This window comes from Brevibacterium aurantiacum (assembly GCF_007558825.1).
In the GTDB taxonomy this organism is placed as follows: domain Bacteria; phylum Actinomycetota; class Actinomycetes; order Actinomycetales; family Brevibacteriaceae; genus Brevibacterium; species Brevibacterium aurantiacum_A.
This window is the reverse complement of sequence record NZ_VLTK01000004.1, coordinates 438,202-465,052: the sequence shown is the minus strand read 5'-3', so window position 1 is coordinate 465,052 and position 26,851 is coordinate 438,202. Positions and strand designations below refer to the sequence as shown.

General features: G+C 63.3%; 23 protein-coding genes. 11 read left to right on the top strand and 12 right to left on the bottom strand.

Going from position 1 to position 26,851, the window contains the following annotated elements:
- The first annotated feature begins 89 nt into the window (after nt 1-89).
- Complete coding sequence (locus tag FO013_RS09505) at nt 90-1,040, top strand: aldo/keto reductase (RefSeq protein ID WP_143922282.1); 951 nt, start codon at nt 90-92, stop codon at nt 1,038-1,040.
- Here FO013_RS09505 and FO013_RS09500 read toward each other — a convergent pair.
- Complete coding sequence (locus FO013_RS09500; RefSeq protein ID WP_143922281.1) at nt 988-2,253, bottom strand: MFS transporter; 1,266 nt, start codon at nt 2,251-2,253, stop codon at nt 988-990. The two genes, FO013_RS09505 and FO013_RS09500, sit on opposite strands and share 53 nt — an antisense overlap.
- A gap of 71 nt (nt 2,254-2,324) precedes the next feature.
- Nucleotides 2,325-3,056: a TetR/AcrR family transcriptional regulator gene (locus FO013_RS09495; protein ID WP_143922280.1), complete on the bottom strand. Its 732-nt coding sequence runs from the start codon at nt 3,054-3,056 to the stop codon at nt 2,325-2,327.
- 48 nt (nt 3,057-3,104) lie between these two features.
- Here FO013_RS09495 and FO013_RS09490 point away from each other — a divergent pair, with 48 nt between their 5' ends.
- On the top strand, nt 3,105-4,502 hold the full coding sequence (locus tag FO013_RS09490; protein ID WP_143922279.1) for a flavin-containing monooxygenase: 1,398 nt from the start codon (nt 3,105-3,107) through the stop codon (nt 4,500-4,502).
- Nucleotides 4,499-5,323, top strand: a complete 825-nt coding sequence (locus tag FO013_RS09485; RefSeq protein ID WP_143922278.1) for an SDR family oxidoreductase — start codon at nt 4,499-4,501, stop codon at nt 5,321-5,323. Before FO013_RS09490 ends, FO013_RS09485 begins: the two co-directional genes overlap by 4 nt.
- A gap of 115 nt (nt 5,324-5,438) precedes the next feature.
- Here the strand turns inward: FO013_RS09485 and FO013_RS09480 are convergent, their stop codons facing one another.
- The 6 genes from FO013_RS09480 to FO013_RS09455 form a co-directional block, all read right to left on the bottom strand.
- On the bottom strand, nt 5,439-6,437 hold the full coding sequence (locus tag FO013_RS09480; RefSeq protein WP_143922277.1) for an AraC family transcriptional regulator: 999 nt from the start codon (nt 6,435-6,437) through the stop codon (nt 5,439-5,441).
- A gap of 1 nt (nt 6,438) precedes the next feature.
- Complete coding sequence (locus tag FO013_RS09475; RefSeq protein WP_143922276.1) at nt 6,439-6,945, bottom strand: flavin reductase; 507 nt, start codon at nt 6,943-6,945, stop codon at nt 6,439-6,441.
- Nucleotides 6,942-7,259: an EthD family reductase gene (locus FO013_RS09470; protein WP_143922275.1), complete on the bottom strand. Its 318-nt coding sequence runs from the start codon at nt 7,257-7,259 to the stop codon at nt 6,942-6,944. The genes FO013_RS09475 and FO013_RS09470 overlap by 4 nt, the downstream gene beginning before the upstream one ends.
- 41 nt (nt 7,260-7,300) lie before the next feature.
- Nucleotides 7,301-8,533, bottom strand: coding sequence for a styrene monooxygenase/indole monooxygenase family protein (locus FO013_RS09465; protein WP_222103596.1), 1,233 nt, complete (start codon nt 8,531-8,533; stop codon nt 7,301-7,303).
- A 215-nt stretch (nt 8,534-8,748) separates the two neighbouring features.
- The gene (locus FO013_RS09460) at nt 8,749-9,465 is read right to left on the bottom strand and encodes an IclR family transcriptional regulator (RefSeq protein ID WP_143922274.1); all 717 of its coding nucleotides are present in this window, start codon (nt 9,463-9,465) and stop codon (nt 8,749-8,751) included.
- A gap of 77 nt (nt 9,466-9,542) precedes the next feature.
- Complete coding sequence (locus FO013_RS09455) at nt 9,543-11,180, bottom strand: GMC family oxidoreductase (protein ID WP_143922273.1); 1,638 nt, start codon at nt 11,178-11,180, stop codon at nt 9,543-9,545.
- 212 nt (nt 11,181-11,392) lie between these two features.
- On the opposite strand from FO013_RS09455, the gene FO013_RS09450 reads away from it, so the two are divergent.
- Nucleotides 11,393-11,692, top strand: coding sequence for a muconolactone Delta-isomerase family protein (locus FO013_RS09450; RefSeq protein ID WP_143922272.1), 300 nt, complete (start codon nt 11,393-11,395; stop codon nt 11,690-11,692).
- Between the two features lie 3 nt (nt 11,693-11,695).
- Here the strand turns inward: FO013_RS09450 and FO013_RS09445 are convergent, their stop codons facing one another.
- Both FO013_RS09445 and FO013_RS09435 read right to left on the bottom strand, forming a co-directional pair.
- A complete protein-coding gene (locus FO013_RS09445) occupies nt 11,696-13,336 on the bottom strand; it encodes an amidohydrolase (RefSeq protein WP_143922271.1) in 1,641 nt (546 codons plus the stop codon).
- Nucleotides 13,337-13,742: 406 nt separating this feature from the next.
- The gene (locus FO013_RS09435; protein WP_143922270.1) at nt 13,743-15,704 is read right to left on the bottom strand and encodes a primary-amine oxidase; all 1,962 of its coding nucleotides are present in this window, start codon (nt 15,702-15,704) and stop codon (nt 13,743-13,745) included.
- Between the two features lie 92 nt (nt 15,705-15,796).
- On the opposite strand from FO013_RS09435, the gene FO013_RS09430 reads away from it, so the two are divergent.
- The 4 genes from FO013_RS09430 (at nt 15,797) to FO013_RS09415 (ending at nt 20,610) form a co-directional block, all read left to right on the top strand.
- On the top strand, nt 15,797-16,387 hold the full coding sequence (locus FO013_RS09430; RefSeq protein ID WP_143922269.1) for a TetR/AcrR family transcriptional regulator: 591 nt from the start codon (nt 15,797-15,799) through the stop codon (nt 16,385-16,387).
- Between the two features lie 123 nt (nt 16,388-16,510).
- On the top strand, nt 16,511-17,497 hold the full coding sequence (locus FO013_RS09425) for an AraC-like ligand-binding domain-containing protein (protein ID WP_186293034.1): 987 nt from the start codon (nt 16,511-16,513) through the stop codon (nt 17,495-17,497).
- A 124-nt stretch (nt 17,498-17,621) separates the two neighbouring features.
- Complete coding sequence (locus tag FO013_RS09420) at nt 17,622-19,118, top strand: APC family permease (RefSeq protein ID WP_143922268.1); 1,497 nt, start codon at nt 17,622-17,624, stop codon at nt 19,116-19,118.
- A gap of 76 nt (nt 19,119-19,194) precedes the next feature.
- Complete coding sequence (locus FO013_RS09415) at nt 19,195-20,610, top strand: aldehyde dehydrogenase family protein (protein ID WP_143922267.1); 1,416 nt, start codon at nt 19,195-19,197, stop codon at nt 20,608-20,610.
- A gap of 75 nt (nt 20,611-20,685) precedes the next feature.
- On the opposite strand, the gene FO013_RS09410 is transcribed toward FO013_RS09415, so the two are convergent.
- Nucleotides 20,686-21,585, bottom strand: a complete 900-nt coding sequence (locus tag FO013_RS09410; protein ID WP_143922266.1) for a LysR family transcriptional regulator — start codon at nt 21,583-21,585, stop codon at nt 20,686-20,688.
- A 125-nt stretch (nt 21,586-21,710) separates the two neighbouring features.
- Between FO013_RS09410 and FO013_RS09405 the strand changes: the two genes are divergently transcribed.
- The 3 genes from FO013_RS09405 to FO013_RS09395 are packed head-to-tail and all read left to right on the top strand — an operon-like array spanning nt 21,711 to nt 25,874.
- On the top strand, nt 21,711-23,423 hold the full coding sequence (locus tag FO013_RS09405) for an acyl-CoA dehydrogenase family protein (RefSeq protein WP_143922265.1): 1,713 nt from the start codon (nt 21,711-21,713) through the stop codon (nt 23,421-23,423).
- A 26-nt stretch (nt 23,424-23,449) separates the two neighbouring features.
- Nucleotides 23,450-24,676, top strand: coding sequence for a CaiB/BaiF CoA transferase family protein (locus FO013_RS09400; RefSeq protein WP_222103595.1), 1,227 nt, complete (start codon nt 23,450-23,452; stop codon nt 24,674-24,676).
- A gap of 1 nt (nt 24,677) precedes the next feature.
- Nucleotides 24,678-25,874: an acyl-CoA dehydrogenase family protein gene (locus FO013_RS09395; protein ID WP_143922264.1), complete on the top strand. Its 1,197-nt coding sequence runs from the start codon at nt 24,678-24,680 to the stop codon at nt 25,872-25,874.
- A gap of 57 nt (nt 25,875-25,931) precedes the next feature.
- Here FO013_RS09395 and FO013_RS09390 read toward each other — a convergent pair whose 3' ends face one another.
- Nucleotides 25,932-26,810 (bottom strand): oxidoreductase, encoded by an 879-nt coding sequence (locus tag FO013_RS09390; RefSeq protein ID WP_143922263.1) that lies wholly within the window; start codon nt 26,808-26,810, stop codon nt 25,932-25,934.
- Nucleotides 26,811-26,851: the final 41 nt, after the last annotated feature.

Sequence of the window (26,851 nt, the reverse complement as noted above, 5' to 3'; positions counted from 1 at the left end):
GGTGCGGTGGGCCGACCAGGGGAAATAATCCTCCCGCGATCATCGTTGCAAGGAGCAGGCAATCCGACTCTCGCAGATACAGGAGCATGATGACGCAGCAGCTACAGATCCCCGGCACTAAGCTGTCCATCTTCCCCATCAACCTGGGCACGAACACCTTCGGCTGGACCGCCGACGAAGTCGGATCACACGCCGTGCTCGACACGTTCGTCGCCGCCGGCGGCAACTTCCTCGACACAGCCGAGTCCTACCCGGCATGGGTGCCCGGGAACACCGGGCGAGAGTCCGAGACCATCATCGGCACCTGGCTCGCCACCCGCGGCAACCGGGACAAGGTCGTCATCGCCACGAAGGTCGGTGACCATCCGGATCACAAGACGCAGGACCCTGAGTACATCCGCACCGCGATCGATGCTTCCCTCGAGCGACTGCAGACCGATCATGTCGACCTCTACTACGCCCACCGCGATGATGAGGTGACCCCCATCGCCGAGGTGGCCCGAGTCTTCGATGAGATCGTGCGTGCCGGTAAGGCCAAGCATGTCGCCGTATCCAACTACTCCAAGGACCGTCTCGCCGAGTGGCTGGCCGTGGCAGAGCAGGAGAACCTGGCCAGGCCGGTGGCGATCCAGCCTCAGTACAGCCTCGTGTTCCGCCGCGACTACGAGGCCGAGCTGCAGCCGCTGGCCGATGAGCACAACCTCGGTGTCTTCACCTACTTCAGCCTGGCTGCCGGATTCCTCACCGGAAAGTACCGCACAGAGGCAGACCTTGAGGGAGCCAGCCGCGGCGGCATGGTGCAGGGCTACTTCAACGCCGATGGCCTCACAGCCGTCGATGAGCTGAATGCTGTGGCCGAAGCCCATGACGTCGCACCGGCAACCGTTGCGCTCGCCTGGCTGCTGGCCAAGGGAGTCACCGCCCCGATAGTCTCGGCGAGCACACCCGAACAGCTCGATGCCCTGATGGCGGCCCCGGACCTTGAGTTCAGTCCCGAGGACCTCTCGCGCCTCGATCGGGTTTCGTCTCCCTTCGCCTGAACAGGAGCGGTCGCATCGCCACCAGGCCGAGGATCGGACCCGGCAGCAGAATCCACACGGCGGCCACTCCGATGTCGGCAATGAGGCTCTGCAGAATGACGATGCTGATGACGCTGACGGCGAAGCCGAGGGAATTCATCGCCGTCAGCCCCGTTCCGGTCAGCTCCGGTGGAGCATGACCTGCGGCGAGATCCGAGAACTGCGGAGAATCTGCGATGACGAGGAGACCCCATAGCGCCAGGGCTGCGATGAGGAGAGTGCCGACGTCGGGCAGCAGGGGATAGATCAGGCACATCAGCCCCGAGCCGGCGAGCGCGAATGCGGCCACTGCGGCGCTGCCGGTTCTGCGGCTGACCATTCCGCCGGCCACACAGCCGATGACCCCGGCGGCGATGACGAGAAAGCTGGTGGCGGCGAGCGTTGTGGGGCTGCTCGGATCGGCCAGTGCTGAGATGACGAGCGTGGGGACCACAGCCCAGAAGGCGTAGAGCTCCCACATATGGCCCAGATACCCGAAGACGGCGGCGCGAAACATCCTGTCCCGGAACAATCTGCGCAGCGGAGCATCGTCGGCGGCCGTCGCAGACACAGACCGTGCGCTCGCCGGCTGTGCCGACTGAGGCGGCTGCGTGGCCCTGCGCCCGGAGATTGCCCCGATGAGCAGTGCCCCCACGACCGCCAGAGCCGACGACCCCCACATGATCGACTGCCAAGGCAACGAAGCACCGACGGCAGAGAGGAACTGAGGCATCGCGGTGCCCAGTGTGAGCATGGCCACGAGCCAGGCCAATGCTTGGGCGGACTTCGCCTGAGCCCGCTTGACGATCATCTTCATCCCCATCGGGTAGATCCCAGCGAGGCTGACGCCGACGAAGAAGCGAGAGATCCAGACGAGCACGAGATCTGAGGGCCCGAGCGTCCAGGCGAAGTTGAGCGCAGCACCGGCCAGGCTGGCGACGATGAAGATCCTCTCCGGCGTGAAGCGATCGGCCACCCCGGTCGCCGCGCTCAGCAGAGTTCCCGCGATGAAGCCGATCTGGGTCGCCGCGATCAGCCACCCGAACTGTCCCGGCGTCGATCCGAGCCAGGCCGAGAGCCCGTCGACTGCGCCGCTGGGGCTGAACCACAGGGAGGTTCCGAACCATTGGGCCAAGACGATAGCCACGATGGCGACGCCTGCGCCCCGCCCCAGCCGCGATTGCGAAACAGCCATTGTCTCCCCGATCACCAGCCCATGGTCGGGCCACACTCTCGCCCGTTCAGTTCGATCAAGGTCTCATGATGTCATGCCCCGCTGGTTGCAGACACCCCATGGGCGCGCAGAGCAACCTCGGCGATGTGGGTGAGGAATTCGGCGGTCGACGTTCGCTCCTCAACGGGAGTGTGCACACGCTGGACCAGTGCTTCGGTGATCCCACCGACGAGGATGAGGCTGGTGAGGTCCGCACCACCTGCCACCGAGGGCGTGTCGCGGATCGGCAGGTCATAGACGCTGCGCAGATGGGCGACCGCGGCATCGACGGCGGTCGCAATCGTGCGCATCGTCTCCCGCCGCCTTGCCTCGAGCGAATCGTTGACCCCGACGGTCTCGATCTCGAGAACGCGAGCCTTGCGCTCGTCGCTCAGCATCGGCATGAGCGCTGCGGACACCACGTGGACGGTGGTGTCGAGAAGGGTCGCATGCGCGGGAAACGTCAGCGTTGCCAGGGCCTCGGTGATCTCCTCATTGAGGATGACGTAGAGCTGCTCGAGGAGTGCCTCCTGGGCCGACAGTGCCTCCAGCCCCGACTTCGCGCCCCGGGAAGGAAAGAGTTCGTAGAAGGAGCGGCTCGAGACCCCGGACTCGTGGCACAGCGCCTGGATCGAGGTGGCGCGGAAACCGAGAGTCCCGTACAACTCGAGGGCAGCTTCGAGGAGGCGTTGACGGCGTGCCCCATCACGGTCGGCGCGCGAGGTTCCACGCCATAGCTTCGTCGAGGTGGTGGGAGGGGAATCCGCGGACGCTCGATCAGTCATTTTCCCATTATAGTGAAAATTTCGATTTTAGATGACAGACTATGTGACATGCCTTACATAGTTAGACAGAAGCATCGCGCCCCCAGGGTCAGCGCCCAGATCCCACCGAACCCCGCACTGCCGCGGGTGTGCGTCATCGGTGCCGGAGCCTCGGGGCTCGCCGCCGCCAAGGCCCTATACACAGCTGGCGTTCCCTTCGACTGCTTCGAGAAAGGCAGCGAATTCGGCGGCAACTGGCTCTACGACAACCCCAACGGCGTCAGCGCCTGCTACGAAACCCTGCAGATCAACACCTCATGTCCCCGCATGGCCTTCTCCGATTTCCCGATGCCAGCCGACTATCCCGATTACGCCAGTCACGACCAGGTCCATGCCTACTTCCGCGACTACGTCGAGCACTTCGGCTTCGGCCACACGATCACCTACGACACCGAGGTGACCCATGTCCGCCGAGGTGAACACGGCGGTTGGGATGTCGACATCCGTTCCACCGGCGCCGGCACCTCCGCAGAGTCTTGCGAGACTGCGTCGACCGAGACCCGCCGTTACGACGCTGTGATGGTCGCCAACGGCCACCACTGGGATGCGCGCTGGCCCGAGCCCGAGTATCCGGGCCACTTCGACGGCGAGCAGATCCACGCCCACGACTACCGCAGCGGAGACCAGCTCGAGGGCCGCGATGTTGTGGTCGTCGGTGCAGGCAACTCCGCGATGGACATCGCGGTCGAGGGATCCCAGCGGGCACGCAGCGTCAACCTCTCGATCCGCCGCGGCCAATGGGTGCTGAAGAAGACTCTCTTCGGAATGGCCGCCGATCAGATCGCCCTACCCAGCTGGGCGCCCTGGTGGGCCACGAGCATTCGCCTGCGTGTGGCCGCCCTGCTCTCCGGAGGTCTGCGCAGATACGGTCTGCCCGCCCCGGGGCACACCCCGGGCCAATCGCATCCGGTGCAGTCGGACGCAATCAGGGACCGCCTCGGCGCAGGTGCGATCGCGGTGAAACCGGGCATCGAACGACTCGAGAGTGACCGGGTGGTGTTCACCGATGGAAGCCAGGCACCGGCCGATCTCATCGTGTGGGCGACGGGATATCGGGTGAATTTTCCCTTCTTCGATCCGGACCTGATCTCTGCCGAGGGAAATGACCTGCCGCTGTTCAAGCGCATGATCCATCCCGATCACCCCGGCCTGTTCTTCATCGGTCTCCTCCAACCGATCGGTGCCGTCATGCCGCTGGCCGAAGCCCAGAGCAGACTGGTCGTCAAAGCTCTCACAGGCGAGTACGAACTGCCGAGCCGGCGAGACGTGACCCGGCGAATGCACGAGGACGATCGGCGGAACAAACGAGCGTTCTACGATTCGCCCCGGCACACGATGCAGGTCGACTTCGACCACTATCTGTTGGAACTGGAACGCGAAATGCGCAGAGGAAAGGTGACGGCATGAACCGGACACAGGCATTGACAGGACAGGTCGTGGCGATCACCGGCGGAGCCCGCGGCATCGGCCGAGAGATTGCGGCGAAGTTCAGCGCTGCCGGGGCGAAGGTTGCCATCGGCGACATCGACCTGCACGCCGCCCAAGAGACTGCCGCGGAGCTGAGAGCCCACGCCAGCAGGCTCGACGTCACGGACCAGGATTGTCTGAATGCATTCCTCGCAGATGTGACCCGTGAGCTCGGCACCATCGACATCTTCGTCAGCAATGCGGGCCTGATGTGGGTCGGTCCCTTCGCACAGGAGCCGGATTCAGCGGCCCGGGCACAGCTCGAGGTCAACCTGCTCGGAGTCATCAACGGCATCAAGGCCGTGGCACCGGGCATGCTGGCGCGAGGGCGGGGCCACCTCATCACCGTGGCCTCAGCGGGCGCTATCCTGCCGACACCGGGGGAGGCGACCTATGCCGCCACCAAGCACGGCGTGCTCGGCTACCTCAAAGCCATCCGCGCGGAGTTGCGCGGCACCGGCGTTCTGGTCACCGCGATCATGCCCGGAGTCGTCGACACGGCGCTGGCAGCAGGAACCTCGAGTGGTGCTGCGAGACGACTCACGCCCGCCGAGGTGGCCCGAAGCGTTGTCAAGGCCGCTGCCCGGCCCAGGTTCGAGCTCACTGTTCCCGGTTTCATCGGTCCGGCAGTCACAGTGGCCAATCTGCTGCCGATTGCGATCCGCGACCGACTCTTCGGAGCGATGGTGCCTAACCAACTGCTGGCGCGCAAGAATCAGCGGCAGGACTACGAGGCTTCGTTCACTGCCCCTGAGTGGTGAGGTGGCTCAGGCGACGATCTCGTCCCTGGGTTCGACCGCTGCACCGATGACCGTGCCGATGGCGATCGAGATGACCAGCAGCTCCTGGGAGGACCGAGAACTCGAGGCCAACAGACTAGAGGTGCGAGCTCTTTCTGCACGTCTCCGAGGGTCTCTCACCATGCCGGTCGGCATAGTCGGAGGAGAAGCGGCCGAGGTGGGAGAAGCCGAAGCGCCGGGCCACTTCGGAGACGGAATGATCGCGTGGGTTCGACTCCCGCAGAGCTTCGGCAGCTTTGTCCAGGCGCACTGACTTGAGGTACTGCATGGGTGAGGAACCGAGTTCTCGTCGAAACGCCATCTGCAGCGATCGTCCGCTGACCCCTGCGTATCGAGCAACGACATCGAGGGTGAGGGATTCTTCGGGGATCGCGTGGATGAGATCTCTGCTGCGGCGCAGGGCGGTAGCAGACGCCGGAGATGGTCTGTCCAGATGTCGATGAAATGAGTGTTCGGCTGCCCAGAGCAGGCCGACCACCACCTCCTCGACCATTCGATCGATGAGCAGCGGACCGGCATCGCCCTGTTGGTGCAGGTTGGCCAGGAGCCGCACCGAACGCATCCATGCGGAGCCGTCGCCGCTGGCAACCGTCATCGGAAGTTCGAAGTCGATCGGGGAGGGCACCTCCGCACCCAGATACTGTGCGGCGATGCGTTCGAACTCGGATCGTTCGATCTTGACGGTGAACATTGTGCAGGGAGAGTCCCAACCGCTGAATGCCGTATCGACATCGGGCCTGTAGACGGCGCACCGTGAGCGGTCTGCCACGACGACGTCTGACCCTGCGGACGTCCGGAACGAACCGTTCAGCGCGATATTCACCTGGTAGGCGTCTTCGTAGGGGCCGGTCTTGACCGTGACTGGAGCCGTGTACTTCAGCGTCCCGATCGACAATGGGCCCACCTTGATCGCCGTTGCCCGCATCTCGAATCGAGAGCCGATTCCCCGAATGCGCAGCTGGTGCGGGTAGTAGAGCTCGGTGCCGACTTCCAGTGCCTCTTCAGGTGACTGCCCGCGCAGCCGCCTCGGCGACAGATCGAGTTCCGGGCTGCGGTCGGCTGAGCTGTCGTTCATCTCAGATCGCTGTCAGCTCGCTGATCCGGTGGAAGCCGCGACCGTAGTAGACCAGCCCCTCTGCTTCATCCCTGACTCGGATCGAGTCGATTTCGACGAAGAGCACGGAGTGGGTTCCCTGTGTCATTGTGCTTTGGATGTGGCCGACGAGGGCGACCCGAGCGTCTTTGAGAGTCGGTGCGGTGGTGTCGTCATCCCAGATGTCCCACGCGAACCGGTCCTCCATCGGAACCTTGGTCGCCCCGGAGAAGTGACGAGCCAGTTCGCACTGCTCTGCGGCCAGGACGTTGATCGCCACCACTCCGTTGTTCGTGAAGACGTCATGGGCAGCACTGCGCTGGTTGACACACACGAGCACCGTGGGCGGAGAGTCTGTGACCGAGCATACCGCGCTGACCGTGATGCCGAGTTTTCCGTGGTCTCCTTCGGTGGTCACGATATTCACGGCCGCGGCCAGGTGGGCCATCGCCTGACGGAATTGCTGTTGAACGTCATTGAGTTCGTTCATGATTCTTCTCCTCCTGATACTGCGAAATCGACGATGGTGGCCCCGCCGGTGGCGTAGTTGCCCACATCTGCGGCGACATCCTGGCCCACCTGTGAAGCCATTGCGCTTGCGAATGTGTCCTGGTCGGGGAATGCTGCTTCGAAGATCGCGAAGTAAGGCGAGTTGCCGTCCTTATCCGTGGTGATATCGACCGAGTACGTCCAGCTCAGCATTCCGGGCAGGCGCTTGGCGAGCGGCAGGTGGGTCGTGGTGTAGTAGTCGATGAACGTGGCGCGGTCGGTGGGCTCGGGGTAGAGAACGAGCAGTTTGTGCATGGTCGGCTCCAGTCTTGAGTTCGATTCGGTGAGTGCGGGGCTCAGGCAGATGTGCGCTCAATGGCCGCGTCCACACGCTCTTCGCTGGCCAGCAGGTCAATCTGATGGATGGGGTGGTTGAAGTTCTCGGTGAACTCATCCGTCAGCTCCTGGTTGTCGACCATGGCGCTGAAGAGCTTCGGGATCTGCGGAAGGGTGGGAGTGTGGATGATTGTATTGAGCCAGTCGTTGGCGGCCTCGAGGCGTTCATTGCGACGGGCTGCCACCTTCTTCATGAAACGTTCGTCGAAGACATCGTCTTCGATGATCGCATCGCCGACGACTCGAGCCGAATAGGCGGTTGAGTTCGCGCCCTGTGCTTGTACAGGGTCCATGGTCAGGTGCACGTCACCCAATGCCAGGAGGAATTTGCCGTTGGGGAGGCGGGCGTAGTCTTCGCGCATCACTGGAGTGAAGGCACCCTGGAGGATGTCTTTGTCTGAGTCGGACTGGAGGCGGAATTCGTCGTGGTTGACTCGGTCGTAGACGGTGGGGTGGTGCTCCTTGAGCATGTCGAGCGTGAGCTGGCGGTAGGCCTCAGGATCATCCGCATAGCGCTGATCGGTGAGCGGTTCCTGTACGCCGCCGGGCACGCTTTCGAACAAGAGGGCCATGACATCGCCGGAGAATGACCACATCGGAATGGCAAGGAGTTCTCCGACGCCGGGAACGACGCTGACTCCGACGCCGTTCGGATCGCAGCGTTCGACGCCCTTCCAGAACCCCACAGCAAGTTTGCGCTGAGGGCGATCGTAAGGTGACTTGTCCGCGCGTTTGGGGAACATTGCGCCGATTTCCCCTTTGCCGGTCGAGACCACGACGAGATCGTGGACTTCGCTGAGGTCCTGGATGTCGGCGACTGCAAGATCACGATATTCGATGACGCCGCCGCGGTCGGTGAAGTCCTTCATCAGCTGGGGCAGATAGATTCGATAGTCCAGCGTCCGTGAAGGTGACGCGAACTGACCCTGGAAAGTCCGCTCCTCGCCCCAGCCGTTGTAGTGGTAGTGGTGGGTGTAGTAGTACTGGTCCTCGGTCCAATGGTTGATCCCGAGGTCCTCCTCCAGCTCGAGAGTCACGTGCATATGGGCGACACTGTTCATCACCTTGCCATCGGCAACCTCTTCGGGTGTGCGGTTGGTGTAGATGGTCGTGGCGATTCCATGCTGACGCAGTTGCAGACCCAGGTGGAGTCCGGCGACTCCTGCGCCGATGATCCCGATGCTCTTCATCATTCGTTCCTCTCGGATGGACGTCGATGTCCGACTGTAGATTCATGCGTGTTCGCATATCGAGCACATTAGTAACTTCTGCTCTCTATGTGAGCAACGAATCTACCGAAAGTGGCGTACCGCACACAATGGTGCCGGGGATAAAGCTGGGATTTTTCGCAAAACGGATAGTGGAGGTTCAGGCCGTCGACGCGGCCATCGGCCAAGGATGCGAGCAGTCAGAGCTGCCAGTCGTTCGCGGGAGAGATCAGGCGTTCGCTGTATATCCGCAGTTCGTTGACCATGAGCTGCACATCTTTGTCGCCCACAGGGAACAGGAGGGAAAGACTGGCTTCCTGCCCGTCGGGCATTCTCACAGGAGCGGCGACGGCTTCGAGTCCGATGAACGGCTGACCCTTGGTGTGAACGTAGCCCGTCTGTCTGGCCAGTGCCACCTCATCGACATCGTGCTCACTGTGCTCCTGCAGGGACAGGATCGCCAGGCCGGGCGCGCTGTTGTCCACTGGGAAGCGACTGCCCGTTCGCACAGCGACAGAGGCCGGGCTCTGCCCCGGTCGGGTCGATGACAGGACGACGGCATCATTGCGCTGTCGCGCGCAGAAGATCGCCGTCGCCGAGGTGACATTCGACAGTTCCTGCAGGACCGCCGCGATTTCCATTTCGACGTCGCCGATTCCAGATTTTGCCAGGGCAGTCATGCCCAGTCCGACCCGGAACCGCCCGTCTTCGTTGCGCGTGACGAGAGAATAGTCCTCCAGCGTGCGCAGAATTCGATAGACGATGGACCTGTGCAGGTCGAGCTCCGCGGCGAGTTCCCTGCTGGTGCGCTGTCGTCCATCAGCAAGGAGCTGGAGAGCATCGAGGGCTCGCTCCAGCGTCTGGGATCGGACTCCGCGGCCGGGCTTGGGCGCGGGGTTGGTTTCGTTGCTGCTCACGCGTCTGCCCTCCTCGACGGCCTCGGACGTTCATCCTATCCGAGCCGCAACGCGAGGAGGGCGTACGTGCCTATCCGCTACTGTCCTGGCGCAGTGATTCCCTCGACCGTGGAGCCGATCAGTGCGGCGGCAGCACGTTCGGCGATCATGATCGTGGGCGCATTCGTGTTGCCGGTGGGCACCTGCGGCATGATCGAAGCGTCGGCGATCCGCAGGCCGGCCAGCCCGTGGACCTTGAACGACTGCGGATCGACGACGGCGGTTTCGTCCTGGCCCATTCGGCAGGTCCCGACCTGGTGGTGGTAGGTCACCACAGATCCTCGGACATAGTCTTCGAGATCCTCATCGGCGACCTCGGGGCCGGGGAAGATCTCGGTCGGCTCCCACGCTGCCAGCGCCTCGGCGCGTCCGATCTCCCGGCACTGCTTCACCGAAGCCACGAGGGCGTCGACATCGGCCTGCTCGGCCAGCACATTCGGGTTGACCAGCGTCGGGTCCTGCGGATTCGGTCCGCTGAGCGTGACCTCGCCACGGGACTCGGGACGAACGATCCCACCTTGGAGGGTGAACGCGTTGTCCGGACCCGACTGCACATTCGGCGCGGAATCCTGGGCATACATCGGTACCGAGAAGAACAGGGGTTGGGTGTCGGGCACCGGAAGGTCAGGCTTCGATTTCCAGAACAGATGCACCTCGGCGGGGGCGACCTCACCCATCGGCACGGGCTCGGATCCGGTGGTGAAGATGACCGGGGAGAGCCAATGATCCTGGAGGTTCTTGCCCACCCCTGGCAGGTCGTGGATCGGATCGACTTCGACCTCGCGCAGCTCTTCGGCAGGGCCGATTCCCGAACGCAGGAGCAGCTCCGGTGAGGCCAGCGCACCGGACGTGAGGATGACCTCTTCGGCGGTGATCGTGCCGACACGGCCGCGGAAGTCCACCTCGACTCCCGTGATCTGCTTGTCGTCGGCGAGGAGCCGACGTGCGTGCGTCGACGTCAGGATCGTGAGATTCCCATCGCCGAGGCAGGGCTTGAGGTAGGCGCGCCAGGTGTTCAATCGCTTGCCGTCGCGGACATTGAGCTGGATCCGGGAGATGCCCTCGACGCTGCCGGAGTTGTAGTCCGGGTTGTAGCTCAGACCGGTCTGCTCACCGGCGGTGACCATGTCCTCCTGGATGGGATTGCGCTCGTAGCCGATGCGCACGTCCATAGGCCCGTCCGTGCCCCGATTGTCCGTGAGTTCGCCGTCATAGTTCTCGATGGCCTTGAACACGGGCAGGACTTCGTCCCAGGACCAGCCAGGGCAGCCCGATTCCACCCACTGCTCGTAGTCCCAGGCATCGCCGCGAACCCAGATCACCGCATTGAGTGCGTTCGATCCGCCGAGGACCTTTCCGCGGGGCAGGTGGATCTTGCGATTCATGGCCGCCGGCTGTGGGGTCGTGTAGTAGTCCCAGTCCTGTTTCGAATGCCAGATCAGACCGAGGGTGTTGAGGTGATCGATGTTCGGGTTCGTCTCATCTCCGCCGGCCTCGATGAGGCAGACCTTCTTGCCCGCATCGATGAGTCTGCGGGTGATCACGCACCCGGCAGATCCGGCACCGACTACGACATAGTCGAAGCGTTCGTCGGGCAGGTCGGTCGGGAAGGTCTCGCTGTGCTCGGTGATCGAACCTGTAGGGCTGACTGCGTTGCCTGCTGCGGTGGTATTCATGATGTCAGAATAGAGACCTGCCTCACGCCGCAACAGGGGGCGGAGCGGAACTCTGCGCGCACAGGCAAGCCGGGACACTGCGTGTGCGCGGAGGGTCAATTCGGACCGCGAAGCGCGGACGCCCTCACCGCCTTCTGCCGTGAGCACCTATAGTGGCGTTCGGAACATCCACTCACTCAGCGCAGCTCTGACCCGCAGGGCAGGAGGAACACATGCTTTTCTTGGCACGCATGGACGTCGTATTCCCCGAATCGATGACCGACGAGACCAAAGCCGATTTCCAGGTCAGGGAGAAGGCCTATTCTGCCGATCTTCAGGAACGCGGAATCATGAAGGGCATCTGGCGCGTGGTTGGGGAATACTCGAACTACTCGATGTACGAGGTCGATGACCTCGACTTCCTGCACGCGACGTTTCAGGGCTTCCCGATGTTCGCCTATATGAACGTCAAGGTCACGCCCTTGGCGAAGCACCCCAACGCAACCACGGATGATTTCTTCCGCGAACTCTGAGGCTCACGTTTGGTGAACCAGGCGACCCTCGAAATAGGTTGTGAGGACCGTGGTCTCATGCAGATGGGCAGGGTCGGCGGAGAACAGGTTCCGGTCCAGGACGATGAAGTCGGCGGACATTCCGGGGCGCAGCATTCCGGTGACCTCACCCAAGCCCATTGCGTGAGCCGGGTTGCGGGTGAATGCTGAGATCGCCTGTTCGACGGAGAGCGCCTCGCCGGGGTTGAGTTCTCCTGTCACCGCAGGGTCCGGGTTGGCTCGGGTGATCAGGGTTGCCAGCCCGGTCCACGGATCCGGAGTCGGAGCAGCGCAGGGCCAGTCTGAACCACAGGAGACCTGTGCGCCGGAGTCGATGAGCCGACGCAGCGGCCAGGAACGTTCGAAGGTCTCTGCCGACACCTGCTTGGCCATCGATTCTTGCATCACCGAGGGGAACCACAGGTACGGAGACGCGTCGGGGACAACCTGCAGCTCGGCAAAACGAGCCAGATCATCGTCGTGGACATACTCCACGTGTGCAATGTGGAACTTCGTCTTCCAGCCCCGTTCACGTCTCACGGTCTCCACGGCGTCGAGGATCAACCGGACAGCACCATCGCCGGTGGCATGCAGCTTCGCGCTGAGGCCACGGTCGGCCAGAGAGAGCAGCGAAGCGACGAGCTCTTCGCGGCCCCACAGCGGTTCTCCGGTGAAGGTCGGATCATCTCCGGGGTGGTGGCACTGGTACGGAGTGAGCAGTGCCGCGGTGCGAGTCATCGGAACGCCGTCGAGCACGTATTTGGCGAAGGTCGGATGCAGATGAGCCGTGTGGTTCGCGTCTCCGACCCGATAGAGTTCTTCGCCGGTGATGCCCTCTTCCAGAAAAGGCTGTGCAGGCATCGAGGCCACCACATGGGCGGTCAGTTCTCCGGCTTCGTCGAGGACGCGCAGCGTTGTCAGTGCGTAGTCCATCGTTGCAGATTCCTGTACAGCAGTGACTCCGAACGAATTGAGAGTCTGCACCGCAGTGCCGATAGCCCGTGCATGGAAGTTCGCGACGTCGCCGATCGACTCCAGCACCGCGGCCTCGGCTGCGCTGCAGGCCAGCTCGGTGAGGACGCCATTGAGCAGACCGTCGCTGTCCCGGACATACGTTCCGCCCTCTGGATTCGGTGACCCCTCGGTGATGCCGAGGATCTCGAACGCGGCCGAGTTCACCCATCGGTTGTGCATCGTGTCATCGCGCAGCAGTACGGGATGCCCTTCTGCCGCGTCATCGAGGGTCAGTAGATCCTGGTGGGTGAGATCGTCCATGACAGTTGAGCCGACGATTCCGCCGACCACCCATTGGCCGGGCTCAAGCTCCGCTCGCCACTGTCTGACTTTTGCCGCAATCGCGGCGACATCGTCGCTGGGCAGCACCTGGAGTTCGAATGCGAGCTGGCGCCCGCCGAGGCCGAGGTGAGCGTGGACGTCGACCAGACCGGGCATGGCGAACCGACCATTGAGATCGACGACCCCGGCGTCGGCGGTCACCGATGAACGAACCTCGTCGAGGGTTCCGACCGTGCCGATCCTGCCGTCTTCGACAGAGAAGGCTTCGGCCCATGGGCGTTCGGGGTCGCTGGTGTAGATGGGGCCGTTGGTGACGATGAGTGTGGTCATGTCGACAGGCTAGTGACACGACTCGGGTCGCGACACAGCCTGGTCGCAACTGTGCGCGAACTGGCAAGCCGAGGGGGCCGAACTGCGTGGAAAATCAAGTTCACCCCACCTCGGCGAAACTTTCGATCAGCGTGATTCGGAGTTCCCATGCTCACCACCCCACCATCGAATTGTCCGATCAACCGCGCTTTGGAGATGCTCGGAGACCAGTGGAGTCTGTTGATTCTGCGCGATATCGCGATGCGCGATCGTCGTTCGTTTCGGGAACTGGTCGCAGGCAGCGATGAAGGGATCAGCGTGCCGGGAATGCTCCCGCGTTCGCCGCCGAGGGCCCCGGCAGTCTTGAGGACCGTTTGCGCTCTCTGCGCGCTGCGCACCTCTGAAGCCGCAGTCGTGAGTGAGAGCTTCAGCTCTCGCAGCAGCCTCCGTCGGATCCTCCGCAGTGTCTACCGGGCTCCGGAGCGGGGACGTCGAGGACGGGGGAGCGGTCGAAGAATCCCTCAGGGCGCAGCTTGAACCCGACGGTGTCCACGGGCATGATCGGCCAGTCCTCGACCCGGGGGAAGTGCGTGAGGCCGAAGCTGTGCCACACCACGATGTCCTCACCGTCGACGCTGCGATCGGCGGCGGTCCATGCGGGCAGCCCTGCGTGACCGGGATGCTGGTTCGGGAAGTCGCCGGTCGGATAGCGCTCGTCCTCGTGATACTGCGAGACCCATAGGGCCTTTGATGCGAACGTCGCCCGCTTGTGGATCGATGAGTCCTCGGCCGCAAGCAAGGTCGGCAGTCCCGTGGGGTGGAGCTTGTAACCCACGGGTTCGCCGAGGCGGTTGGCCGAGTCCGGGTTCGTCACCACCCAGGTCCGAGCCTTCGACTGATCTGCGTCGCGCTTGGCGGCCAGTTCCGTACCCAGTACGGTGCGTTTGCGGCTGAAGGCATTGCCGCGCGGATTGGATTCCGAGACCGGCAGGCGCACGACGTCCTCCTCTTCGACCCGGCATCTGCCGCCGTCGAGGGCGAAGTCGAGACGCGCCCCGAACAGATGCTGATGGAACGGTGCACCCAGGCCGGGTGCGATCTCTGAGGCGAAGTCGCTTGATCCGTTCGGCAGCGCCGAGGTGAAGACCACCCCGGTGGCCTTGGCCTCGAACTCGATCGTGCCGTCGAGGTAGAGGTACCAGTAGAAGCCGTAGTCGTAATTGCCGACAGTGGTGAAGAAGGAGACGACGAACCTCCGGTTGCGCCGGGTGTAGTCCACTCCCGACCACAGATCCGAATGCTTGGCCAGGATCGAGGCGTCCTCCTCGTGCATGCAGATGCCGTTCTTGATCTGCCGGGGTTCGCCGAGGTTGTTCGCCACCCACGGGGACAGGTAAGTGATGTCGCCGAGGCAGTCGCAGCCCAGCTCGAGCGAGTTCGCCCACTGCCCGACGAGGTATTCACCCGTGTCGAAGTAGTTCTGCCAGGACCGCACCGGGGACGGGTCACCATAGGGCACGACCATCTCTGCAATCGCGGCCCGGTCGAGGATCGTGCGGCTGGCCTCGCCGTCTTTGAAGGCGATGTTGTGCAGGATGAGGCCTTCGCGCATGTCGAAGCCGACGTCGAATGACCACTTCTCCCATTCGATGTGGTTGCCCTCTGAGAGGGTGAAGCTCGGCCCTTCCGGCTGAGTGATCTCGATCGGCTTCTGCGTGGTGCGCACCGGGCCGGTGAGCTCCGGATCTGTGTAGTTTCCGTGCTCGGCGGGAACCGGAACATCCTCGAGGTCGAGGATCTGATCGACGGTCCGGTTGGTCACATCGACGTACGCGACGAGGCCGTCGATCGGATGCGCCCAGGCCGAATCGGTCTCGTGCGGTTGGAGGAAGGCGAGCCCTCGCAGGATCCTGCGCCCCGACTCCTCAGGGTATTCGAAGACACCGGCCGATAGCGGTGCGACCCGAACCTGTTCGATCGGCAGGCCACGACGGGCGAGGATCTGCTGCCACTTCGGATCCGCGGCTAGGACGTTCTCGACGATCTCGAACTCCTCTTCCATGACCGGGAACTCACCTTCGGCCGTCGAATCCACCTCGGCGACGGAATCGATTCGGGCATGTGTTGCGGACACGATGATGTCGCGGGATGTGCCAGCGGACTTGTCGATGACGAGGGCACGGAAACGGCGGTCCGCCTCCGCAACGGTGCGCGCGTGACCGCGCACAGGATCGAGCAGCCCGACGTAGGACAGGCGCGCCTCGGTAGGGAAGTGCCCGGCTTCGCGCAGCACCGAGGTCACGGTCGCGATCTCTGCCTCGGTCGGGAGTGAAAACGGTGTGAGCGCGGTCGGTGTGGAGGGATCGGCGGGAGTGGAATGGCAAGACATGTGTGCACCTTCGCAACGTCATTGATGTGTGCTGATTCACTTAATAACCTACGCTTGTAGAAAATAAAGTCAAGGCCGGGACCGGAGGAAGAATGCCTAAGATCGTCGATCACGATCAGCGTCGGCGCGAGCTCGTCGAAGCGACCCTGCGCATCATCGTCGACCAGGGGCTGGCCGGAGCGACGATGCGTGACATCGCCGCGGAGTCCGGATTCGCCAATGGGGTGATCAAGTCCTATTTCGCCTCCAAATCGGACCTGCTGGCCGCTACCTACCTCTTCGTCTACGAAGCCACGAACCGCCGCGTCGAGCTCTCCACCTCCCACCTGCGTGGTCTCGCTGCCCTGCGGGCCTTCGCGAATGAAGTCCTCCCGGTCACGCCCGAGCTTCACGATGAGGCCCGCGTCGTTCTCTCATTCCTCGCCGAGGTGGCCCAGAGTCCCGATCATGCCCGGACCACCCGCGAGACCATGGCTCAGTGGCGGACCTGGATCCGAGGCTGGCTTCGCCAGGCCGACGACGATGAAGAATTGGCCGCCGAGGTCGAGCTTGAGACTGCAGCCGATGTTCTCCTCACGTATCTGCTCGGTGCCCAGACCGCAGCCATCATCGGAGGCGAATCGTTCGACTTCGCAGGCTTTCGCAGGCAGCTCGACCATGTGGTTGCGCAACTTTCCACGTAATCATGACCATGTGGTCGGTAAATGCCTGGGAAGCCGTGACTCCCCGCGTGGTTGGGGATAGAGTGGCGCCAAGTGACCGTCGACACAGCAGTCGGTCGTCGGATGTTTCTGAGAAGGACGAAGATGTTACTTGAGAGCACAGCCTCTGATTTCGACGGGTGGCAAGCCCTCGTCTCGGACTCGTTCGTGCCACTGGACACCGAGCCTGCGCGCCGCGGCGGATTCAGGGGAGCGATCAGCGCCCGCGATTATGACTCCGTCGTCATGTCCCACATCAGCGCCAACCCTCATGCTGTGCTGCGAACCCCTGAGCTCATCGGGGCGGATTCACTCAGCAACGCAACCGGGCCCAGCGACGCGGGTGGGCTCAAGGTGGGCTCGTCGACGAACTATTACAAGGTCTCGCTCCAGCTCAACGGGCATGGACTGCTCATCCAAGATGGTCGAGAAGTGTCTCTGGCACCCGGTTCCTTGGCGATCTACGACACCTCGCGTCCCTATACCCTGAGCTTCGACTGCGACTTCTCGTCCTACGTGATGATGTTCCCGCAATCGCGGGTGAACCTGCCCACCGACACCGTAGGTCAGCTCACGGCCACCTCGATCGGCGCCGATCATCAGCTCGGCGCCGTTGCCACGCAGATCATCACGCAAGCGGGAGCCATGCTGCCCACACTCAACCGGTCCATCGGAATCAGGTTGGCCGGAAACGTCGTCGACCTGCTCACCACCGTCATGGCCGATGAGCTCGCAGAGTCAGAAGATGCACCGGGGGAGAGGCAGCGACTTTGGACGGAGGTCACCTCCTATATCGACGCCAATCTCGCCGACCCGCAGCTGACACCCTCAACGATCGCCGCCGCTCATTTCATGTCGGTACGCACACTGCATCAGGTATTCGAGGGCAGCGGGGAGACGGTGTCCGGGGAAATCCGTCGTCGCCGAATCGCGGCCTGCCGACAAGACCTCGCCGATCCGCAGAAGTCGCAGGTTCCCGTGGCAGCGATCGGAGCTCGGTGGGGCCTGAGCGACCCTGCCCATTTCTCCCGACTCTTCCGCAGCCTGGTGGGATCGCCTCCGGCGCAGTTCCGCCGCAGCGCATTGCGCTGACTCGAGCAATCCGCGACGCGGCTTTCTCTGCGCCGAAAGTCAAGAGGCCTGCTTCCAGAGCCAAGACACTGGCAAGGCTGATGAGAGAACCTGACGATACAGCCACTATCGCAAGGGGGATCACATGGGCGTGAATCTCGGCACTGGCAGCGAACCTGACAGCGCATCCCATCAACCGATCAGTTCGGGACTCGACTCCCGCCGCATCGGCACTCTCGCTCTCGTCTTCATGATCATTGCCGCCTCGGCGCCGCTGACCGTGGTTGCCGGCGGCGTCCCCAGCAACTTTGCGGTCACCGGACTGCTCGGCATCCCATTGTCCTTCATCGTCCTCGGCGTCATTCTCATTCTCTTCGCCATCGGCTACGCAGCGATGAGCCGGCACGTGCACAATGCCGGTGCCTTCTTCGCCTACATCGCCAAAGGTCTGGGCAAACCCGTCGGGATGGGCGCTGCCATCACCGCGCTGGTCGCCTACAACTCGATGCAGATCGGCATCGCCGGAATGTTCGGCTTCGTCTTCTCCTCCTTCCTCGATTCGCTGTTCGGTCTGCAGGCGGCCTGGTGGATCTGCGCGCTCATCGCCTGGGTGATCGTCGGTCTCATGGGCATCAGCCGCGTCGACTTCTCCGCGAAGGTCCTCGGCATCATCGTCGGCACCGAATTCCTCATCGTCATCGTCTTCGACGTCATCGGATTCGCCCACAGCCCCGAAGGCATCACTGCCGACGGGCTGCTGCCCGACCAGCTCTTCGCTCCCGGAGTCGGGGCCGCGCTGGCGTTCTCGATCGCGGCGTTCATGGGCTTCGAGTCGGGCGCGATCTACAACGAAGAGGTCAAGGACCCTAAGCGCACGGCCGGACGAGCGACGATCATCGCAGTGAGCATCATCGCCGTCTTCTACGCCCTCTCAGCCTGGGCGATGACCGTGGGTGAAGGCGCCTCGAACGTCGTCAGACGCTCCCAGGAGTTCGGTCCCGACCTGATGTTCGTCTTCCTTAGCGAACATACCCCGGTCTGGTTCGTCGACCTGTCGAACCTGCTCTTCCTCACCTCGCTGCTGGCCGCGCTCGTGGCCTTCCACAACATCGTCTCGCGCTACTTCTTCGCCTTGGGCCGCGATCGGGTGCTGCCGACGATCCTGGCCACGACTTCGCGGCGTACCGGTGCTCCAGTCGCCGGCTCTCTGGCCCAGTCGGGACTCGCTCTCATCGTCATCATCATCTTCGCCATCGTCGGCTCCGGCAGTGACGACCCGCTCTTTCCGGTCGTCACCCTCTTCACCTGGCTGACGAATATGGGCGCCTTCGGCCTTGTCCTCCTCATGGCGCTCACGGCGTTGGCCGTCGTCGGATTCCTACGGTCGCATTCGAGCGACTACCCACTGTGGACGCGCGTGATCGCACCTGGGCTCTCCGCCATCGGACTGATCGTTCTCTTCGTAGCCATCGTCATCAACTTCAACGTCCTCATCGGCCTCGAGGGCGCCTCGGTGCTCTCCTGGCTGCTGCCGGCCATCGTGCTTGTGCCCGGGATCTTCGGCACCATCTGGGCCCTCGTCCTGAGGTCGAGTCGCCCGCAGCTCTATGCAGGCATCGGCACTGGTGGAAGCCTGGGATGAAGACCCTGCCGATCCGCCCCATGAACCATCGACAACCACCGAGATCAGCCAAGTCAACCTCCAGAAAGGGAGAATCATGAGCACCGACGTCACCACTTACGCAGGACTGCTGTCGTCCATCGAGGACCCGAGCGGTCGTGAGCTGCTCGACCCCGCCACAGGCGAGGTTGTCGGCCGCACCCGTGAGGGCAGCCCCGCCGACATCGACACCGCTGTGGCTGCCGCCCGCAGGGTCCAGTCCGATTGGGCAGCGCGGACCTCGCAGGAACGCAGCGGCCTGTTGAATCAGGCCGCCGACGCGATCGAAGCCTCCGCCGAAGCCCTGGCAGAACTGCTCTCACGTGAGCAGGGCAAGCCGCTCAACGGACCCAATGCCCGCTTCGAAGTGGGTGCCTGCGCTGCGTGGCTGCGGGCGAATGCTGCCTTCGAGCTCGACGCCGAAACTCTCGTCGACGATGAGGAGACCCACGCCGAACTTCACTACGCACCGGTGGGCGTCATCGGCGCCGTCGGGCCCTGGAACTGGCCCATGATGATCTCGGTCTGGCAGTTCGCGCCCTCGCTGAAGATGGGCAACACCGTAGTGCTCAAGCCCTCCGAATACACGCCGCTGTCGGTGCAGGCACTGGTCGCGGTGGTCAATCAGGTCCTTCCCGCCGATGTGCTGACCGTGGTTCCCGGCGGTGGCGACGTCGGTGCAGCATTGACCTCCCACACCGATGTCGACAAGATCATGTTCACCGGTTCGACGAAGACTGGCCAGGCGATCATGGCCTCGGCGGCCGATACTCTGGCCCGGCTGACCTTGGAACTGGGCGGCAACGACGCGGGAATCGTGCTCGAGAACGCCGATCCCGCGGCCATCGCCGGCGACCTGTTCTGGGGTGCATTCATCAACACCGGTCAGACCTGTGCAGCGATGAAGCGCCTCTACGTGCCCGACTCCCTCTACGACCAGGTCTGCGATGCCCTCGTCGAGGTGGCCAAGCAGTCACCGATGGGAGTGGGCCTCGAAGAGGAGAACGTGCTCGGGCCGCTGCAGAACAGACAGCAGTACGATATCGTCGCCAAGCTCGTCCAGGCGGCGAAGGACGGTGGAGCTCGAGTCCTCACCGGAGGTGACCCCGCTGCCGATCAGCCCGGATACTTCTATCCGACCACGCTCGTGGCAGATATCGACAACAACAACCCCTTGGTCGCCGAAGAACAGTTCGGACCTGTCCTGCCGATCATCAGGTACACAGACCTGGAACAGGCCATCGGGTGGGCCAACGAGCTCGAGGTCGGCCTCGGCTCCTCGGTCTGGGGCAGTGACCTTGAGGAATGCAAGAAGGTCGCAGCCCGCTTGGAGGCAGGATCGACGTGGATCAACAAACACGGCGCCGTGGACCCGCGGATTCCCTTCGGCGGTGTGAAGAAGTCCGGCTTCGGCCTCGAGTTCGGCCTCGAGGGCCTCAAGCACGTCAGCGTTCCCCACGTGATCAGCTGGTAGTCCGCGCCCCACTAAACCTCCCCGACGTCACTAAATACGCGTGGCGCCGGGGAGTTTTAGTGACGTCGGGGAGTTTTAGCGGGAGGTGCGCGCCGCGGGGATGATCTCCTGCACGATCTCGACTACCCGAGCCAGGGCCTTCGAGGGATTGTTGCGGCGCCATCCCAGCGCGAGGGTGAACGCATCCCCACCCTCGGCGAGGCGAACATAGGTGACCCCGTCGATGCGGATGTGATTCGAGGACTCGACGACGATTGCGATCCCGACCTGCGCTCCCACAAGTGCGAGCAGGCTGTACGGATCCGGCGCCTCCTGCGCGATGTGCGGAAGATAGCCGGCCTGATCGGCCAGGCGCATCATCGCCTCCCGCACCTGCGAACCGTGCGAGGGCGCGTAGGTGATGAATGGCTGCTCCTTCAGATCCGCCATTGATACGCTCTTAGCCCCGGCGAGTTCGTGGCTGGTGGGGACTGCGACCATGACCCGCTCCTGCCGGATGACGTGCACGGCGATGCCCGCTGGTGCTGGCGGGGAGATGATCCCCATGTCCATGGTCCCGTCGCGAACGGCCAAGGCCGACTCACCGGAATACGTCTGTGGGTGCATCTCCAGGCTGATGCCGGGTTGTCGGTGCGCGACCTCCCGGGCGAGCAGGGACAGGATCGAATAGCCGCTCGTGCCGCCGAACCCGATCCGCACCCGGCCGACCTCGCCTTCCTTGGCAGCGCGAGCGATACGTCGCGCACCTTCAACCTGGGCTTGGATCGCGCGAGCGGGCTCGAGCAGCGCCTCACCTGAAGAAGTCAGTCGCACCCGGCGCGTTGTCCGTTCGAACAGCGCCACGTCGAGGTCCTTCTCGAGGGCGCGAATCATCTGGCTCAAGGCCGGCTGCGCGATGTGCAGTGTCTCCGCCGCCCGTCCGAAGTGCAGCTCCTGTGCCACGGCGAGGAAAGCCGAGAAATGCCGTAGCTCCATGGTGCCCGCTTTCGTTGTTGTTCGGCCGTCTCCGCAGACAGCTAAGTATTAATAAAGAACTCCAATTAATACACATGAAATTACGTCTTGGACACCGTGTAATACAAGTGGAACAGTAAGGAACCATGAACTACATCGACCTCGATCCCGCTCTGCGGCCCCTCATCGAGTCCTACCTCGACACGAGCGATCAGGAGCTGCTGGCCCCGGTACTCACTGCACTTGGCGCCGACGCTGCACAGCGTCTCGCCCCACTGGCAGACGTCGCAGACAAGAACCCGCCGACGCTGGCGCAGTTCAACCGCGAGGGCGATCGCGTCGACATGATCGACTACCACCACAGCTACCTGGAGCTGCAGAAGGCCGCCTACGAAGAGTACGGACTTTCCGCACTCTCACACAGAGGCCTCCACGGCTGGGCAGACGTACCACCTCACCTGGTCAAATACATACTCTCCTACGTATTCGTCCAAGCCGAGTTCGGCCTCGCCTGCCCGGTGTCGATGACCGACGCCGCGGCGCGGACCCTGCGGAAGTTCGGGGAAGGCGAGCAGATCGCCGAGGCGATTGATCGTCTCATCTCGACCGACCCCGAGCGTCGGTTCACCGGTGCGATGTTCATGACCGAGATCCATGCCGGCACCGACATCGCTCAGACTTCGACCGTGGCCGAACTTGACGGCGAGAACTGGGCCCTGTCCGGCCGCAAGTGGTTCGCCTCGAACCCGGACGCCGACATCATCCTCACCCTCGCCAGATTCCCCGGCGGCGATGACACCACACGTGGAGTCGGACTGTTCATGCTGCCCAAGCACCGTCCGGACGGGACGAAGAACTCCTATGTCATCGACAGGCTCAAGGACAAGCTCGGCACCAGGTCCATGCCCAGCGGCGAGGTCACCCTCAACGGTGCCTATGCCATTCAGGTCGGCGAACTTGAACGCGGATTTCGACAGATGGCGGAGATGGTCAACACCTCCCGACTGTCCAACGCGATGCGCGCCACCGCCCTCATGCGCCGGTCGATCAACGAAGCGCTCGCCCACGCCCGCCAGCGCGTAGTCTTCGGCAAGGCGCTCGTCGAGGCACCCTTGATGCGTATGACGCTCCTGCCGCTGCAGGCCGAAGCCGAGGCCGCACTGGGTCTCGTCTTCTACTGCGGTGACATGCTGCAACGAGCCGACGGCGGGGATGCGGATGCGGCCGCGCAGATCCGCGCACTCACCCCGCTGGCCAAGCATTACATCTGCAAACGCGCCCGGTTCGTCACCGGTGAGGCGATGGAGGTCCGCGGCGGTCGCGGCTACATCGAGGAATTCCCCGATGCCCGCCTCGTCCGCGACTCCCACCTGGGCTCGATCTGGGAGGGCTCGAGCAACGTCATCGCCCTCGACGTCCTGCGGTGCATGCGCAAACAGAACACCCACAGGCTCCTGGCTGAGACGATGACGCAGAAGCTGAACACCATCAACCTCGCCGAGGCGGGCCCTGAGATCCGTGAGATTCTGAACAGATGGAGCGCGATCGCCGATCGCGGTGACGCGATTCTGAATGCCGAGGCCGATGCGGGCGAGGCTCTCATCGGCGGCTTTGCCGACGATCTGGCACAGCTGATCATGGCGTCCCTGCTGCTCGAACAGGCCGATGCCGAAGTCACCTGCGATGCCAACTTCCGAAAGCTGCTCGTCGCCAGGACCTTCATCGGCAGCAACATCACAGGCGATGAGCACACCGTGGTCGACACCCTGTCCCACTTCGAGGACATCGTCGATGGCAAGACCGTGCCCCGCGACGCTATGCGAGTCGACGTCGCCCCAACACCCGCACCCGTGGCCTGAAACCACGCACAACACCGGAGCAAGTCGTGAGAACCACAGAAACAGAATCCACTCCCGATGCGAGCACTGCGGCAGGCGGGAGTTTCGAAGGACCACTCGCCGGCGTGCGCGTCATCGATCTCTCGAAGATCCTCGCCGGACCCTATGCCACGATGTCACTGGCCGACCTCGGTGCCGAGGTGATCAAGGTTGAGCACCCTGATGGGGGAGACCCGACCCGAGCCTGGGGCCCGCCGATGGTCGGCGCCGATGCCACCTACTTCCACGCCGCCAACCACAGCAAGAAGTCCGTGACGATCGACCTCAAATCCGACCGTGGACAGGCACAGGTCCACGATCTGTTAGCCGAGGCCGATGTCCTCGTCGAGAATTTCAGGCCCGGCAGCTCCCTGCAGACGATCTTCGACTACAAGGAGCTCTCGGCGGAGTTCCCACACCTCGTCATCCTCCACATCTCCGCCTACGGGGACCACGGCCCGATGCGCGATGAACCCGGCTACGACATGGTCGCTCAGGCCCGCGGCGGGCTCATGTCCCTGACAGGAGAAGCAGGGGGACCGCCGATGAAGGCCGGGTTCGCGATGGGCGACCTGGGTGCGGGACTGTTCGGCATCATCGGCATCGTCTCCGCGCTCTTCGAACGCAGCCGAACAGGCAAGGGCCAATACCTGACGACTTCGCTCTACGAAGGGCAGCTGGCGCTGCACGTGAACTGGGCGACGAACTACTTCGCCGACGGCCAACGCCCGCACGCTCTGGGTTCCGGTCACCCCAACCTCGTGCCCTACCAGGCTTATCCTGCCGCCGATGACTACTTCGTCATCGCAATCGGCAACGATTCCCTGTGGCGGAGCCTCTGCACCGCCATCGACCGGCCGGATCTCGGCGGTGACGAACGCTTGTCGGCCAACCGCGGTCGAGTCGAGAACCGCGAATACCTCAACGAGGAACTCTCCCGCACCCTGCGCACGAATACCGTCGACCATTGGTGTGCACTGTTCTCGACCTCCGGAATTCCTGCTGCGCCGATCAAACACCTCGACGAGGTCTATGCCGATCCGCAGACCGAGGCCCTGGGAATGGTCCAGACCGTCGAGCACCCCACCGCCGGACCGATGCGACAGGTGGCCTTCCCCGTCAACTTCAACGGAGTCCGGCCACCCGTGCGTTCCGCGCCACCGGAGCTCGGCGCAGATACTCACGAGATCCTCGGCGGCGCCGTCCACCCACACCCAGCCACCACAGGAGACTGAAATGACTACGACCGCCACCGCGCACGATGCCGCCGACCTCGACAAGTCCGACCTCCTCAACCTCGAAGGACTCTTCAGCAGGTCCGAGATCGAACTTCGCGACAAGGTGCGGGCCTTCGTCGATGAGCGTTTCCGTCCGAACATCGCCGACTGGTATGAGAACGCCGTCTTCCCCCGAGAGATCGTGGCCGAGATGGGCGACCTCGGACTGTTGGGCATGCACCTGCACGGCTACGGCTGCCCGGGGCGATCCGCCGTCGAATACGGTCTCGCGGCCATGGAGCTCGAAGCAGGTGACTCGGGACTGCGGACCTTCGTGTCCGTGCAGGGATCCCTGGCCATGTCCGCGATCCACAAATTCGGCTCCGAAGAGCAGAAGAATCGTTACCTGCCGGGCATGGCCAAGGGTGAGATCATCGGCTGCTTCGGCCTGACCGAGCCCACTGCCGGGTCCGACCCAGGATCGATGGCCACCACAGCAGTACGCAATGATGATGGCACGTGGACCCTCAAAGGAGCCAAACGCTGGATCGGCCTGGCCTCCATCGCCGACATCGCGGTCATCTGGGCCGCCGCCGACGACGGTATCCGCGGCTTCCTCGTCCCCACCGACACTGCCGGATTCTCCGCGACTCCGATCGAACAGAAGCTCTCCATGCGAGCCTCCATCCAATGCGACATCGCCCTCGAAGACGTCCAACTTCCCGCCGAGGCGGTCCTTCCCGAAGCAAAAGGCCTTAAGGGGCCCTTCTCCTGCCTCAACGAAGCCCGCTACGGAATCATGTGGGGTGTGATGGGTGCGGCCCGTGACTCCTATGAGGTGGCTCTGAAGTATGCGCAGGAGAGGATGCAGTTCGACAAACCTCTCTCCGGCTATCAGATCACCCAGCAGAAGCTGGTGAATATGGTCCTCGAGATCCAGAAGGGCATCCTCGTGGCCGTGCAGACTGGGCGACTCAAAGACGCGGGCACGCTCGACCCGATCCAGATCTCGGTCGGCAAGCTCAACAACTGCCGTGAGGCGATCGCCATCTGCAGGGAGGCCAGGTCCATGCTCGGCGGCAACGGCATCACGCTCGAATACTCACCGCTGCGCCACGCCAACAACCTCGAATCGGTGCGCACCTACGAAGGCACGGATGAGGTGCACACTCTGATTCTGGGTCGTCACATCACAGGTGAACAGGCGTTTCGGTAGGCCGCTGAGGCAAGTGGATGGGGTGCTGAAAAAGCGGCACGCAACGAACCACACGACCTAAAGCGGGAACCCGACCCCTGTCAGCTCCTCCGACACCGTCCACAGACGTCGGGCAACTTCGGCGTCCTTGGCTGCAGCTGAGCGGCCGACGAGTTTCGGCTGTCCGAAAGTCTCCTTGAATCGGCGTGGGCCGACATAGCTGTTGCCTGGGATGTCGGCTGTGGCTGCGCACAATGTCGGCACAGCACCTTGCTGCTCGTTCTGCGAGATCAGACCGATCAGGGCCTCGGTGACGGATGCGAGCGTTCGGTTTCCCTGCAGCCGGTAGAGGTTCGTCGCCGCCAGGCCCGGATGGGCCGCGGCCGCGATGACGGAGGAGGACACCTCGGTGAGCCGTCGCTGGAGTTCGGAGGTGAAGAGAAGGTTGGCGAGCTTCGACTGCCCGTAGGCCGCCATCGGCTTATACGGTCTGCGTTCCCAATTGAGGTCATCGAAGTCGATTGTCCCCATCCGATGCCCGATCGAAGAGATGGTGACTACCCGATCTCGGATCTGGGGAAGCAACAGGTTGGTCAGGGCGAAATGGCCGAGGTGGTTCGTGCCGAACTGAGATTCGAACCCGTCGGCGGTGTGACCCAAGGGCGGGGCCATGATCCCCGCATTGTTGATGAGGATGTCTATGGGCTCTGTGAATTCCTCAGCGAAGGCGCGCACCGAGGCGAGATCGGCGAGGTCGAGATGTCGTACGTCGACGGTCCCACGCATCGCGTCAGCTGCAGCTCGTCCCTTGTCCAAGTTGCGAACGGCAAGCACCACTTGAGCATCCATGCCCGCCAGCATGGACGCTGTTGCCCGACCGATTCCGCTGTTGCCACCGGTGACGACGATGGTGCGGTTCGCCGCTGAGGAGATGTTGTCATCGAGCCTATTGCCCATAAGGCAATCGTAAGCCCAAGCAAGCCGTTCATGGCTCCTCG

Coding starts and splice junctions, on each gene's coding strand:
- FO013_RS09415 (WP_143922267.1), top strand. CDS start 19,195: ATGAGCACCGACGTCACCACTTACGCAGGACTGCTGTCGTCCATCGAG.
- FO013_RS09435 (WP_143922270.1), bottom strand. CDS start 15,704: ATGTCTTGCCATTCCACTCCCGCCGATCCCTCCACACCGACCGCGCTC.
- FO013_RS09500 (WP_143922281.1), bottom strand. CDS start 2,253: ATGGCTGTTTCGCAATCGCGGCTGGGGCGGGGCGCAGGCGTCGCCATC.
- FO013_RS09450 (WP_143922272.1), top strand. CDS start 11,393: ATGCTTTTCTTGGCACGCATGGACGTCGTATTCCCCGAATCGATGACC.
- FO013_RS09430 (WP_143922269.1), top strand. CDS start 15,797: ATGCCTAAGATCGTCGATCACGATCAGCGTCGGCGCGAGCTCGTCGAA.
- FO013_RS09405 (WP_143922265.1), top strand. CDS start 21,711: ATGAACTACATCGACCTCGATCCCGCTCTGCGGCCCCTCATCGAGTCC.
- FO013_RS09495 (WP_143922280.1), bottom strand. CDS start 3,056: ATGACTGATCGAGCGTCCGCGGATTCCCCTCCCACCACCTCGACGAAG.
- FO013_RS09505 (WP_143922282.1), top strand. CDS start 90: ATGACGCAGCAGCTACAGATCCCCGGCACTAAGCTGTCCATCTTCCCC.
- FO013_RS09490 (WP_143922279.1), top strand. CDS start 3,105: ATGCCTTACATAGTTAGACAGAAGCATCGCGCCCCCAGGGTCAGCGCC.
- FO013_RS09455 (WP_143922273.1), bottom strand. CDS start 11,180: ATGAATACCACCGCAGCAGGCAACGCAGTCAGCCCTACAGGTTCGATC.
- FO013_RS09390 (WP_143922263.1), bottom strand. CDS start 26,810: ATGGGCAATAGGCTCGATGACAACATCTCCTCAGCGGCGAACCGCACC.
- FO013_RS09410 (WP_143922266.1), bottom strand. CDS start 21,585: ATGGAGCTACGGCATTTCTCGGCTTTCCTCGCCGTGGCACAGGAGCTG.
- FO013_RS09425 (WP_186293034.1), top strand. CDS start 16,511: ATGTTACTTGAGAGCACAGCCTCTGATTTCGACGGGTGGCAAGCCCTC.
- FO013_RS09395 (WP_143922264.1), top strand. CDS start 24,678: ATGACTACGACCGCCACCGCGCACGATGCCGCCGACCTCGACAAGTCC.
- FO013_RS09420 (WP_143922268.1), top strand. CDS start 17,622: ATGGGCGTGAATCTCGGCACTGGCAGCGAACCTGACAGCGCATCCCAT.
- FO013_RS09445 (WP_143922271.1), bottom strand. CDS start 13,336: ATGACCACACTCATCGTCACCAACGGCCCCATCTACACCAGCGACCCC.
- FO013_RS09470 (WP_143922275.1), bottom strand. CDS start 7,259: ATGCACAAACTGCTCGTTCTCTACCCCGAGCCCACCGACCGCGCCACG.
- FO013_RS09465 (WP_222103596.1), bottom strand. CDS start 8,533: ATGATGAAGAGCATCGGGATCATCGGCGCAGGAGTCGCCGGACTCCAC.
- FO013_RS09480 (WP_143922277.1), bottom strand. CDS start 6,437: ATGAACGACAGCTCAGCCGACCGCAGCCCGGAACTCGATCTGTCGCCG.
- FO013_RS09475 (WP_143922276.1), bottom strand. CDS start 6,945: ATGAACGAACTCAATGACGTTCAACAGCAATTCCGTCAGGCGATGGCC.
- FO013_RS09485 (WP_143922278.1), top strand. CDS start 4,499: ATGAACCGGACACAGGCATTGACAGGACAGGTCGTGGCGATCACCGGC.